Genomic DNA, 12831 nt, shown 5'->3' on the forward strand with positions numbered 1-12831 from the left:
ATGCGCCGTTTCATTTTCGCCCATTGAAAAGACTTCCTGATTAGCCCTGACTCTCAGCCATGAAAATTGCTCGCTGCACGCAGGACCGGCTCTGGACATGGGTTGGATTGCATCATGGCCGTGGCAAGTCGCGGCAGCATCTCGCGCAAGCGGAATCGACGATTAAAACGATAGGCCGCTTCTCCCAGGTAGCGCCTTGCGTATTTGCCTTGCGCGATAGCGTGATACACGCCGCTGATGGCGCGTTTGAGATTGCCCAGCACCACGTTGAGCCAACGTGCACCGGCCGTTTCGGTCGCGGCACGACCACCGCCAGTGTCCAGCGTGGTGTGCGCGTGGCCGGCGTCTTCCAGCCGGCGGAAGCAGGCCAGCCCATCGGTGTAGACCTCGCATTCGGGCGCCAGGCGACGGGCAATCCAGTCCTGCAGCGAGGTGTTGTCGAAGCTGCGCACCGGCTCAATCACCACAAAGCGCGGCGCGGTGAAGGTGGCATCGGTCTGCACCGCAATCAGGAACGCTTGTTTGTTCTCTGATCCGCGTCCGGCCTTGCCACCGTTACGCTCGCCGCCGAGATAGGCATCGTCGATCTGCACGAAACCCGCCAATTTCCGCGTGGCTTCACGCTCGGCCATGACCTGCATGATCTTGTGCTTCATCCGCCAGGCCGTCTTGTAGTTAACCCCCAGATGACGCATCAGCTCCAGTGCGGCCATGTTGGTTTTGGTCGAGGTCAACAGGTGCAAGGCCAGCATCCAGGTGCGCAGCGGCAGTTTGGTGCCTTCGAACATCGTGCCTGCCATCAGACTGGTCTGATGCCGGCACGCGCTGCATTGGTAGTAGATCGCAGCACGCCGCTTGAAACGCGAGCGCACGCGCCCGGCACAAACAGGGCAACGAAAGCCCTGCGGCCAACGCCACGTGTAGAGCGCGCGATAGCACTTGGCCTCGGTGCCGTAGAACGCGAAGAACTCAGGCATCGACAATCCAGCCTGGAACTGCACCGCATTGATGCTCATCACGTCACCTCGTTGGCTTCAGAGTGACAGCAGCATCCACCCAGCGCGGCGCAGATCCTGCGACTGGCGGCTGAAGGTCAGGGCTAATCAGGAAAGACTTTACTTGTCGACTTATCGCTAATATCGTTGGCCCTAGCCGCTCCCCTTGATGGGAAGGTTTGTGATCACCACTGCTGCAAGCGTGGGTGGGTGGGAATGGATTCCTAACTGATGCTGCAAGTGCAGCTGACAAGGAGTGTTGCCGTGTCAAATCGGGTCGTGGCGCGTTTCTCTGCTTCCTCAGTTCTGTCAAAGGGCGCGCGTTACGCGACACTCTTGATGCCGGTTGTTTTTAGTGCCTATGGGTTACTAGGCGCTAGTCCTACGCACGCCCAAACCCCGCCTAAAGCGACATTCTGTGCGCTGTCTCTCGGCTGCTACGACACAATGGAGAAGGCTGCCGATGCCCTTCGCAACTCCAAGGACTACCAAGGCATCGGTCAGTATTTGAAAGCCTACTCCAGAGGTTTTTTGAATCGGGGAGCGGGAGAGGTGTGGACCTATTTCCGTGTTCCGTCGCTAAAAGCCACCTCGGTCTCTAACCCATCCTATGGGGTCAACCTAGGTATCTACGGGGTCGGAAACCCCGGCTGCACAGCGTCCCCAGAGTTTGGATCAAGCTGGTGCACGGATGAAGGCGCACTCATCGCCAAGTCGTTGGACATCCTAACGACCAAGGTCGGGAAATCTTGTTCGCTTCAGTCCAATACTCAAACGTCGGACTACAACACGACGGGACTGGGTCTGCTCCCAAGTGGCGATGTTAGCTATAGCTCAGACAAGTATTTCACTGCGACCTTTAACTGTGTGTCGAACTCGGGTGCACCTGTCTCCGTGTCGCAGCGCTGGAATGTCTATAAGAAGCGGAAGTTGACGTGCGAAGCGAACTTCACGCCTTTTCTGGGAAACTCAATTCTCGCCGAGGCAGCTCTTACGACAGAGGCTCTTTGTAAGCCAAAGAACGATGACAACACCTGGGTCACGTCACCCTTAAAGCAGTTCCAAAGCTGCAGCACCAATAATCCTTGCCATCCCACGACAGGCGACAAGTCTCGCGAAGAGAAGGACTTTGAGTTCGCAGGTCGCTCGTTCAATCGCTACTATCATTCCGTCAACCAGACCAAGAGTTCCATTCCGGTCGGAGAAGGCTGGTCGCTGAGTTACAGCGATCGATTCGATAGTTCCAACACAGCCTATCTCGACGAGGCGGGCAACAGGGATGTTTTCACCACGGTTGCTGCTGGCACCGGCCGTGCTCAGAATTCGGGGCGGCTATATCGCCGCATCAGCAACAGCACTACTTATTACCGGGTCATCGAAGAAACTGGCGAATACCGCGATTTCGGTAAGGATGGCCAGCTGCTCGCGGTGCGCAATCCAGCCTCTCCGGATCGTGATGTAACCGTGGTTTACGAGGGCACGCGCATTGCGCGATTGGTTGATGGCCATGGCCGCGCCGTGACGTTCACCTATACCGACGGGCGTGTCACAGGCATGGAGATTCCTGGTGGCGGCATCGTCCTTTACGACTACGATGTGGATGGAAATCTGATTGTCGCAACGTATCCCGACGGCGAAAAGCGCCTTTACCACTATCATGAGAAGGGGCTTGCGGAGCCCCAGCTGGTCAACTATTTGACTGGTATCACCGGGGAGAACGGACAGCGTTACGCTTCGTTTGGTTACGACACTTATGGACGCGTGATCAGCAGCGTTCTCCATGGCGATACCGAGGTGGTCGATGGAGTGACCCTGAACTACGTGGCCGAAGGCGTTACGGAAGTCACACAAGCTTCTGGCGCGGTCAAGCGCTTCGAGTATGGGTCTACCATTTTCAGCCCGGTCAACAACGTAACCGAAGGCCCAGCAAGCACGTCCAACACCTACTTCAGCGATGGTCGGCTGCAAAGCGTGACGGACGCATCGGGCAGCAAGGTTTCCTACGAATACGCGCCGGCGTATCAATCGGCGGTGACGGTCGGCGACGGCACGCCGGAGGCGGTGCGCACCGAGAGCGTGAGAGATGCGCTGACCCACCAATTGACCGAGCTCAATGTGAAGGGGGCGCAGGGGCTGGTTGTGTCCAAGCGATGGACGCGCAATGAGCGTGGCCAAGCACTGACCCAGGTCGAGCAAGATGCCGTTTCCGGGAAGCAGCGTCAGCAGACCTTCACCTATTGCGAGCAGGCCGACGTAACCGCAGGAAGCTGCCCCTGGTGGGAGTGCTGCTGCGTGTGGACGGAGCGCGCACGGATCTCAGCGACGCCACCACCTACGACTACTATCCCGCGGCCCAGGGCGGAGACCTGAAGACGATCACCAATGCAGTGGGCCAGGTCACCCAACTCCTCAGTTACGATAGCGCCGGCCGTGTGTTGTCGCAGAAGGATCCGAATGGGGTTGTGACCGACTACAGCTACGATGCGCGAGGTCGGCTGACGGCAAGCATGGTCCGGGGACAGGACAGCGGCTCGGAGACGGATGACCGCATTACGCGCTACAGCTATTGGCCCACCGGCTTGGTCAAGCAGGTTGCGCTGCCGGGCGGCGACGTGTCTAACTTCACCTACGACAGCGCATTCCGGCTGACCCGGGTATCGGATCGTTACGGCAACTCCTTCGTCTACACGCTGGACACGTCGGGACACCGGATCAAGGAAGACATCACGGATGCCAAAAACACCTTGCTGTTCACGGTGTCCCGTATTTACGACGAACTCGGTCGCCTGAAGACGCAGGCGGATGCGCAAGGCAACCCAACGGATTTTACCTACGATGCAGTGGGCACGTTGAAGGAGCGGATAGACGCCATGGGTAGGTCAAGCACCTATGCCTATGATGCATTGCATCGCTTGAAGCAGAGTATTGAAGACACCGCCGGCATCAAGGCGACGAGCGCTTTCCAATACGACGTGCTTGGACAACCGTCAGTGGTAACGGACCCGAAAGGCCTGAAGACGACCTACAAGCGCAATGGTCTGGGCGAACTGTTGGCGTTACAGAGTCCCGACACGGGCAGCACCGGCTTCACCTACGACGACGCAGGCAACGTGCTGTCCAGGAAGGACGCAGCTAACCGGCAAGCCACCTACACCTACGATGCATTGAACCGCCCAGTGTCGGTGACCTATGCCGATGCAGCGCTCGAGACCCGTTTTGTCTACGACGTGGCCCCGGCCGTCTGCGTGGCGGGAGAGCAATTCGCAGCCGGGCGCTTGGCCAGCATGAAGGACGGCAGCGGCACGACGCAGTATTGCTACAACCGATTCGGCGACCTGGTGCGCAAGGTCCAGACGACCAATGGCAAGGCATTGACGGTCCGTTATGCCTACACGGCAGGCGGGAACTTGACGAGCATGGTTTATCCGGACGGGGCGATGGTTGACTATGTCCGCAATGAGCTGGGTCAGATCGCCGAGGTTGGCTATACCGCGCCTGGCGGCTCGCGCGAGGTGTTGGTCAAGGGTGCCACGTATCTGCCCATGGGCCCGGTGGCCGGCTGGACCTACGGCAACGGGCGCGTGCTGACCCGAGCTTACGACCAGGATTACCGCCCCAAGGCCATTCAGGACAAAGCGGTTGGCGGTCTGGATGTCGGGTTCGGGTTCGATGCGGTGGGCAATCTCACCGCACTGACCCCAGCTGGCAATCTAACGCCGGAGATCGGCCTGGGTTACGACACGCTCGGTCGCCTTACTGCCCTCACCGATGGCATCACGGGAACAGTCATTGACGGCTATAGCTATGACGCCACCGGCAATCGCCTCAGCGCCAAGGTCGGCAGCGTTACACAGGCTTATACCTATCCAACGACCAATCATCGCCTGAGTGCAGTGGCTGGCGTGGCGCGCACCTACGACAAAACAGGCAATACGCTGAGCATCGGTGGCAAGGCGAGGGAGTTCCCATACGACGCATCCGGCCGCATGAGCATGGTCAAGCGTGCAGGCGTGCTGGTGATGAATTATCGCTACAACGGTAAAGGCGAGCAGGTGCGCCGCTTCCTCGGCACCACCAACACCTACACGCTTTATGACGAATCAGGCCATTGGCTGGGCGACTACGATAACAACGGCGTGCCTAAGCAACAGGTGATCTGGCTGGACGACCTCCCGGTCGGCCTGCTTGCTAACGCCAACAAGCTGCACTACATCGAACCCGATCACTTGGGCAGCCCGCGCGTGGTGGTTGACCCGGTTCGTAACGTGGCGGTGTGGAGCTGGAGCCTAAAGGGCGAGGCCCGACGTCCCCCCGCTCTGAGTAGCGGCCGGGTTTAGAGTCCGGGGTTGATGATATCGGTGTTGGCCAGCTGTTGGGCATACGCAGATGGCGTCATGCCGCCAATGGCCTTCTTGGGTCGCTCCTCGTTGTATTCGCGTCGCCAGCGTTCGATCTCGGTACGCGCATGCAGCAGGGTTGGGAACCAGTGCTCGTTGAGGCATTCGTCGCGCAGCCGGCCATTGAACGATTCGACGTAGGCGTTCTGGTTTGGCTTGCCAGGCTGGATCAGCCGTAACTGCACGCCACGCGCATGTGCCCAGGCCACCATCGCTTTGCCGCAAAACTCCTTGCCGTTATCTGTGCGGATCACCTGTGGCAAGCCGCGACTGTGCGCCAGCCGATCCAGCACGCGTGTCACGCCATGGCCCGAGATTGCGCGCTCCACCTCGATGGCGATCGCTTCGTGGGTTGCATCGTCCACGATCACCAGACACTTGATCACTCGGCCTTCGGCGCTGCGGTCGAACACGAAATCCATCGACCACACCTGATTGGCCTGCGATGGCCGCAGCAGCGGCTGACGCTCTCCTATCAGCACCTTTTTGCGCTTGCGGCGCCGGACCTGCAGCTGCTGCTCGCGGTACAACCGCTCCACACGCTTGTAGTTCACGATGCGTCCTTCCTGTCGTAATTTGAGATAGATCATCCCCACACCATAACGGCGATGGCGATGCGCCAACGCACAGATGCGTTCGCGCAGTTCGACGTTGCGATCTTCGCGCGGGCAATATCGCAGCGCACTGGCGCTCATGCCGATCACTGCCAACGCACGACGCTCGCTGGCACCACGCCCGATCCACTCGCGCACCAGCATGCGACGCGCCGGTGCGCTCACCACTTTTTTCGCAGTGCATCCTTGATCAGGTCGTTCTCGAACAGCTGCTCGGCCAGCAACTTCTTCAGCCGCGCGTTCTCGGACTCAAGGTCCTTGAGCCGCTTGGCATCGGGCACGCTCATCCCGCCGAACTTGCTGCGCCACAGATAATAGGAAGCCTCGCTGAAGCCATGCCGCCGGCACAGGTCCTTGATCGCCACACCGGCATCAGCTTCGCGCAGGAAGCCGATGATCTGTTCTTCAGAAAAACGCTTCTTCACGTCCAATCTCCTCGAGTTAGGGAATTGGACTCCAAACTGAGGTGCTACTCAAAATCGGGGGGGCGTCGGGCCTTCGGCAACACGGCGCCGAATCAGGATCCGGATGGCGATGGAGCGGCGTTGGTGTTGGATATGCGGTTCCCAGGGCAGCGGTTTGATGCGGCCAGTGGACTGAATCAAAATTACTTCCGGGACTACGACTCTGCTACCGGGCGGTATGGGCAGAGTGATCCTCTCGGCTTAAGAGGTGGAATTAGCACATACGCCTATGTAGGCCTAAACCCCTTCTATGCCAGTGACCTTTTCGGGCTTGAATCGCCTGGTTGGTGGTCTTTCCCTCCTGGAAAGCAACGAGAGGACTGGCGGAGAGCCCAAACATCTGGTTATAAAGGGGAGCTCAATGCTCAGTTTGGCGTTGCAGCTTCTTACGGTAATTTTGCTGCGGGCGGGGGCGGCGAGGCAGGTGTTGCTCTCGATACGGCTCTAACAGTGTGCGTTTACGTGAAGGGTTGCGGGGCATCCCCGGTAGCCGGCGGGTTCATTGGGGGGCTGGCGGGCTCAGTTAGCGGTTCCTGCGGAACTGGCGAATTGTCTTCTGGTAAAAGCCAATCAATGCAACTCCAGCTTGGTGCTTTTGAAGGGGGCGGTTTGAAGGGGTCCGTGGAAATTGGGAAAAGTGGTGGGGCGAGCGTGGGTTTAAACGGTGGCGTGGGAGCCCAAGCTTCAGGCGGACTACAACAATGCGCAACTAAAATGTGGTGCACTAAATGAAATACAAATCCGTAAGAGGCGATAAGGCTCTGCTGGCCGGCGCCGGCACATTTTGTGTTTGCCTGATAATAGCGCTACTCCTGTTTTTTTTGAAATATCAAAAAATAATTGATGTTCCTTTTATATTTTTTGGATTCCTTTCTATAGTAATGGCGGTGGCAGTAATCTTCACTGCCCAGCATGGGTTAAATAATTACTTAAGGAAGTGAATTAGTGTCGATGAAGTATTTAACCAACTGTCATGCGCTCCTTGTGACGATTTAGCTAAGTGCGCCGAGCTGTGAAGAGGGCGGTGATCGGTGAGTGAAAATTTAATCTTGCTGATGTGCTTGTCGTTGGCATTATTCGTGGATTTTTGGTCATGGTGATTTCGAGTGCGAAAAGACGAGTGATGTCTCTGTCGCAATTTTCAGTCGATAGCGAAGGGAGACGTTTACCTAGGATGGGTCATTGTCAGTAGTTCCCAGTGAGTAGCTTTTTATTTAGAGGATTCCATTGCGAGCTCAAAAGTCCATTGCCTCCTAAAATTTCCTGATTAGCCCTGACTCTCAGCCATGAAAATTGCTCGCTGCACGCAGGACCGGCTCTGGACATGGGTTGGATTGCATCATGGCCGTGGCAAGTCGCGGCAGCATCTCGCGCAAGCGGAATCGACGATTAAAACGATAGGCCGCTTCTCCCAGGTAGCGCCTTGCGTATTTGCCTTGCGCGATAGCGTGATACACGCCGCTGATGGCGCGTTTGAGATTGCCCAGCACCACGTTGAGCCAACGTGCACCGGCCGTTTCGGTCGCGGCACGACCACCGCCAGTGTCCAGCGTGGTGTGCGCGTGGCCGGCGTCTTCCAGCCGGCGGAAGCAGGCCAGCCCATCGGTGTAGACCTCGCATTCGGGCGCCAGGCGACGGGCAATCCAGTCCTGCAGCGAGGTGTTGTCGAAGCTGCGCACCGGCTCAATCACCACAAAGCGCGGCGCGGTGAAGGTGGCATCGGTCTGCACCGCAATCAGGAACGCTTGTTTGTTCTCTGATCCGCGTCCGGCCTTGCCACCGTTACGCTCGCCGCCGAGATAGGCATCGTCGATCTGCACGAAACCCGCCAATTTCCGCGTGGCTTCACGCTCGGCCATGACCTGCATGATCTTGTGCTTCATCCGCCAGGCCGTCTTGTAGTTAACCCCCAGATGACGCATCAGCTCCAGTGCGGCCATGTTGGTTTTGGTCGAGGTCAACAGGTGCAAGGCCAGCATCCAGGTGCGCAGCGGCAGTTTGGTGCCTTCGAACATCGTGCCTGCCATCAGACTGGTCTGATGCCGGCACGCGCTGCATTGGTAGTAGATCGCAGCACGCCGCTTGAAACGCGAGCGCACGCGCCCGGCACAAACAGGGCAACGAAAGCCCTGCGGCCAACGCCACGTGTAGAGCGCGCGATAGCACTTGGCCTCGGTGCCGTAGAACGCGAAGAACTCAGGCATCGACAATCCAGCCTGGAACTGCACCGCATTGATGCTCATCACGTCACCTCGTTGGCTTCAGAGTGACAGCAGCATCCACCCAGCGCGGCGCAGATCCTGCGACTGGCGGCTGAAGGTCAGGGCTAATCAGGTAAAATTTTTGATCAATCCCTCGATTAGAACGTTCCTCGTAAAGGCTCTAGACCTTCACATCGAGCGGCAGGTCGATGGACTTTGTCGCAATCTGCCATCACGGCGGCGCGGGATTCGTGCGGAAGTCTGGGTGTGCTCATGTGGATTGCTTCCTTGGCTTCGAGGGTTTCTTGCTCGGCGGTGGTTCTTTGAGCAACGGTAGGAGGGCAGGAAGACCGAGGCCGTAGGCCAACACCGAGAGCCCCGGCGATACGCTCCCCAGGCCATTGAGTTTCTCCTTGGCGGTGAACGCCCGGCTGTAAGTGACGTGGTGCTCGTCGTCCAACTCGTGGCCGACCAACTGAGCCCGGAGCTCGGACACCACGCCCGCGCCCTGCAACTCTTGAATCAAGGTCTTGCGGAGCGAGTGGAAGCCGCGCTTGGCCGTGGGCCAGTTCTTGCCCACCTCGACCAGGTGCCGGCTGAAGGCTTTGGAGATCCAGTTGCCTTGCCCATTTTTAGCGTCGGCCTTGGCCGCCGGGAACAAGCGCTCCTGGCCCTCGGTTCGCGCCCGCTCGACCCAGGTTAGGAAGCCCAGGGCGAGCAGGTCGGGGTGAACCGGCACGGTCCGCAAGCTCACGTCGGTTTTCACTTTCTGGTGTTCGCCTTCGTCCGAAATCTGGATGCAAGGGATACCGCCGTCCTCCACCACGTCGGCGGTCAGCAGTTGGCCGACCTCCGAAGCGCGGGCGCCCGTATACAAGCCAATGAGGGAGGCCCACCGCGCGGTCAGGGGCAGGCCCTCGAAGGCTGCGGGTGCGAACAAGGCCTGGACCTGGTGGGCGTCGTAGGCTTTGAAGGCGAACTTGCGCCGGGCCCGCTTCTCGCGGGTGGAGTAGCTCACGTGCCCAGACGCAGGATTGTCGCCGCGGGGGTAGTGGCCGGAGGCTTGGGCCCACTCGAAGAACCCGCCCTTGCCGCCGATGTAGGACTGCTTGTTGGTGAGCGTGGGTGTAGAGGCGCCTTTTTCCCGCATGTCCTGATACCAACGCGCCAAGTCCGAGCGGGTGACCGTGTGCAGCTTGGTCTTCTCGCCCAAGAAGCTAGTCAACAGCTCGATGGCGGTCCGCTTGATGGTCCAGGTCTTGGGCAGGGTGCTGCCCTTGAGGCTGTTCAGCCAGGCGTCTCGGGCCTTCCCGAGCGTGATTGATTCGAGGGAAGGTTTGGTTACCCGCCTCGGCGTGGGGAGAGGCGGCACGTGCTGTTGAATCAGCTCCCCCAGCGCGCTGGGCTGCGGGGCGGTGAGCGCCATCAGCTGCTGGAAGAGTGTGACGTCCTCTGGGGTGTCGATCTGCCATTGCTCGGTGATCGACCCGTCCGCCGAGCGCGTCCGATTCAAGGTCAGCTCCTGCGGGCGTTGGGTGCCGGTCAGGCGCGCCAGAAGCGCGTCCAGGTCGTCGTCTTGGCTTTGCATGCGTCGTTCCTTCAACACAGTGAAGACCTGAGCATAGCGGGCGGCCAGGGTCAGCGCGCGCAGTCTTGCCTCGCGCATGTCGTAGGTGTGCAGGGTGCGTTTGAAGGTCTGGCGACCCACGATGGGCTGCAAATCGACCGGCACACGCTGTCGGTAGGACCAGAGTCCGGAGGGGGCTCGAACAAGATGATGAGGGATGCGCATGGGCGTCGTGTGTTCCGACTTGCGCAGCTGCAGCCAGTTTTTACGCTAACAAAAAAAACCCCTGATTTCTCAGGGGTTTGCGTATTCTGGCGGAGAGAGGGGGATTCGAACCCCCGAAGCGCGGTTTAGACGCTTACACACTTTCCAGGCGTGCTCCTTCAACCACTCGGACACCTCTCCGTGCCTGCCCGACCGTGGTCGAACAGGGCCGCAAATTCTAGCGGTCGCCGGCCCGTACCACAAGCTGAATCTTCCAGCCGCAGTCGCTGAGACCGGGCATGGCACAATATCGGCTCAAACAGAGCCGGTTGCCCGATGTCTTATCTCGTTCTCGCCCGCAAGTGGCGCCCGAAGCGTTTTGCCGAACTCGTAGGCCAGGAACACGTGGTCCGCGCGCTCAGTAACGCGCTCGACAGTGGGCGCGTGCATCACGCGTTCCTGTTCACCGGCACCCGTGGCGTGGGCAAGACCACCATCGCGCGCATCTTCGCCAAATCGCTCAATTGCGAGACCGGCACCAGTGCCGATCCCTGCGGGACGTGCCCGGCCTGCCTGGACATCGACGCCGGGCGCTACATCGACCTGTTGGAGATCGATGCCGCATCCAACACCGGCGTGGACGATGTGCGCGAGGTGATCGAAAACGCGCAGTACATGCCCTCGCGCGGCAAGTTCAAGGTCTACCTGATCGACGAAGTGCACATGCTGTCCAAGGCGGCGTTCAACGCGCTGCTGAAGACGCTGGAAGAGCCACCGGAGCACGTGAAGTTCCTGCTGGCCACCACCGACCCGCAAAAATTGCCGGTGACGGTGTTGTCGCGCTGCCTGCAGTTCAACCTCAAGCGATTGGACGAAGACCAGATTCAGGGGCAGATGACGCGCATCCTGGCCGCTGAACAGATCGAGTCGGATCCGTCGGCGATCGTGCAGCTGTCCAAGGCGGCCGACGGCTCGCTGCGCGATGGTCTGTCGCTGCTGGACCAGGCCATCGCCTATGCCGGCGGCGCGCTGCGCGAGGATGTGGTGCGCACCATGCTGGGTACGGTCGATCGCACCCAGGTCGGCGCGATGCTGCAGTCGCTTGCCGATGGCGATGGCGCGCGCCTGTTGCAGGTGGTGGCCGCGCTGGCCGAATTTTCGCCCGATTGGAGCGGTGTGCTGGAGGCGCTGGCCGAGGCCCTGCACCGGGTGCAGGTGCAGCAGTTGGTGCCATCGGTGGCCTTTGTCGGCGACGGGATCGACCCGACGCCGTTTGCGGCGCAGCTGCGGCCGGAAGTGGTGCAGCTGTGGTACCAGATGGCGCTCAACGGGCGACGCGACCTGTATCTGGCGCCCAGCCCGCGCGCCGGTTTCGAAATGGCAGTGCTGCGCATGCTTGCCTTCCGCCCCGCAGCGGCGGTGCCGGCTGGCGGCTCGGACGACGGTCGCGGTGCCTCGGCGGGCGGTGGTGCGCGTTCTGGCGCTGCCGGCGGTCAGGCTGCTGCGCCGGCAGCGGCAGCGCCCGCCGTAGTGGCCGCGACTGCTGCGGTCACGGATACGATGCCGGCTGCGGAGGCGTCCTTGCCGGCATCAGCGACCCGGGCAACGCCGATTTCGGCTGCGCCTCCCGTTGTCGTGCTTGCCCCCCAAGAGTCTTCTCCGGCCAGCCGTGCGTCTGCAGCCAGTGCGCGTAATGACGACACGCCGCCGTGGGCAGTGGACGATGCGCCGGTGCGTGCGCAGGTCGCGCCGGCACCCGACGCGATGGCCGTGCTTGCGCCCGAAGCGGCGATGGCTCCGCCAGCTGCCACCGTCGAGCTCGCGCACCCCGATGCGATTGCGTCTGACGCTGCGGTGGAGGCTCCGGCTTCGGTCGCAGTGTCGTCGCTTGTCGAGCCCTCGTCGCTTGAGGAGCCAGCGGTGGTCGCGCCATCGGCAACGGCAGGGGCTGCATCAGGCTCGGCGACCGACGCGACGGCCCTGCTCGATGACGGCCGCATCGCCGATGCCGAGCAATGGCTGGAGCTGGTCACGCGCAGCGGCTTGAATGGCCCGTCGCGGCAGCTGGCCGCCAACGCCGCATTCATCGGCCATCGCGATGGCGTGCTGCGGCTGGCGCTGGCGCCTGGCTTCGAATATCTGAACTCCGAGCGCTCCATCGCCAACCTCGCGCAGGCGCTGGCACCGGTGTTGGGAAACCCGCCGCGCATCGTCATCGAAACCGGCAGCGCCGATGTCGAAACCTTGCACGAGCGTGCCAACCGCCAGAAAGGCGAGCGCCAGAGCGCGGCCGAAACAGCCTTCATGAACGACCCGACGGTGCAGTTGCTGATCCAGCAGCAAGGCGCGCGGATCGTGCCCGATTCCATCCGCCCTTACGACGAGTAAC

6 protein-coding genes, 1 tRNA gene and 2 pseudogenes are annotated in these 12831 nt (G+C 60.5%); 4 read left to right on the forward strand and 5 right to left on the reverse strand.

Going from position 1 to position 12831, the window contains the following annotated elements; genetic code table 11:
• Window positions 1–53: 53 nt before the first annotated feature.
• On the reverse strand, window positions 54–1016 hold the full coding sequence (locus tag ACCQ16_RS05335) for an IS1595-like element IS1595 family transposase (RefSeq protein ID WP_011347617.1): 963 nt from the start codon (window positions 1014–1016) through the stop codon (window positions 54–56).
• 210 nt (window positions 1017–1226) lie between these two features.
• Here ACCQ16_RS05335 and ACCQ16_RS05340 point away from each other — a divergent pair.
• A pseudogene (locus tag ACCQ16_RS05340) lies at window positions 1227–5296 on the forward strand (RHS repeat domain-containing protein); the annotation flags it as partial.
• Window positions 5297–5328: 32 nt separating this feature from the next.
• On the opposite strand, the gene ACCQ16_RS05345 reads toward ACCQ16_RS05340, so the two are convergent.
• Window positions 5329–6431 (reverse strand): IS3 family transposase gene (locus tag ACCQ16_RS05345; RefSeq protein ID WP_094030629.1). Its coding sequence is split into 2 segments (ribosomal slippage): window positions 5329–6173 and window positions 6173–6431, totalling 1104 coding nucleotides; the frame shifts between segments, so codons are not numbered across the junction.
• Between ACCQ16_RS05345 and ACCQ16_RS05350 the strand changes: the two are divergent.
• Window positions 6429–7202: pseudogene (locus ACCQ16_RS05350) on the forward strand (RHS repeat-associated core domain-containing protein); the annotation flags it as partial. The gene ACCQ16_RS05345 and the pseudogene ACCQ16_RS05350 overlap by 3 nt on opposite strands.
• Entirely contained in the window at window positions 7199–7411 is a 213-nt protein-coding gene (locus ACCQ16_RS05355) for a hypothetical protein (RefSeq protein WP_144080866.1), read from the forward strand. The pseudogene ACCQ16_RS05350 and the gene ACCQ16_RS05355, both read left to right, overlap by 4 nt.
• 339 nt (window positions 7412–7750) lie before the next feature.
• Here ACCQ16_RS05355 and ACCQ16_RS05360 read toward each other — a convergent pair whose 3' ends face one another.
• The 3 genes from ACCQ16_RS05360 to ACCQ16_RS05370 all read right to left on the reverse strand — a co-directional run bounded on the left by ACCQ16_RS05360 (window position 7751) and on the right by ACCQ16_RS05370 (window position 10643).
• Window positions 7751–8713, reverse strand: a complete 963-nt coding sequence (locus ACCQ16_RS05360; RefSeq protein WP_011347617.1) for an IS1595-like element IS1595 family transposase — start codon at window positions 8711–8713, stop codon at window positions 7751–7753.
• Between the two features lie 229 nt (window positions 8714–8942).
• Window positions 8943–10463, reverse strand: coding sequence for a site-specific integrase (locus ACCQ16_RS05365; protein WP_218505298.1), 1521 nt, complete (start codon window positions 10461–10463; stop codon window positions 8943–8945).
• An 87-nt stretch (window positions 10464–10550) separates the two neighbouring features.
• Window positions 10551–10643 (reverse strand) — tRNA-Ser (locus ACCQ16_RS05370).
• A 135-nt stretch (window positions 10644–10778) separates the two neighbouring features.
• On the opposite strand from ACCQ16_RS05370, the gene dnaX reads away from it, so the two are divergent.
• Window positions 10779–12830 carry a DNA polymerase III subunit gamma/tau gene (gene dnaX / locus ACCQ16_RS05375; RefSeq protein ID WP_372380223.1) on the forward strand — a complete coding sequence of 684 codons (2052 nt, stop codon included), beginning with the start codon at window positions 10779–10781 and terminating at the stop codon, window positions 12828–12830.
• Window position 12831: the final 1 nt, after the last annotated feature.

The organism is Xanthomonas sp. NCPPB 1062, assembly GCF_041481705.2.
In the GTDB taxonomy this organism is placed as follows: domain Bacteria; phylum Pseudomonadota; class Gammaproteobacteria; order Xanthomonadales; family Xanthomonadaceae; genus Xanthomonas; species Xanthomonas euvesicatoria.

Excerpts from the sequence above, each read along its gene's own strand:
- ACCQ16_RS05335 (WP_011347617.1), bottom strand. The coding sequence starts at position 1,016 with ATGAGCATCAATGCGGTGCAGTTCCAGGCTGGATTGTCGATGCCTGAG.
- ACCQ16_RS05355 (WP_144080866.1), top strand. The coding sequence starts at position 7,199 with ATGAAATACAAATCCGTAAGAGGCGATAAGGCTCTGCTGGCCGGCGCC.
- ACCQ16_RS05360 (WP_011347617.1), bottom strand. The coding sequence starts at position 8,713 with ATGAGCATCAATGCGGTGCAGTTCCAGGCTGGATTGTCGATGCCTGAG.
- ACCQ16_RS05365 (WP_218505298.1), bottom strand. The coding sequence starts at position 10,463 with ATGCGCATCCCTCATCATCTTGTTCGAGCCCCCTCCGGACTCTGGTCC.
- dnaX (WP_372380223.1), top strand. The coding sequence starts at position 10,779 with ATGTCTTATCTCGTTCTCGCCCGCAAGTGGCGCCCGAAGCGTTTTGCC.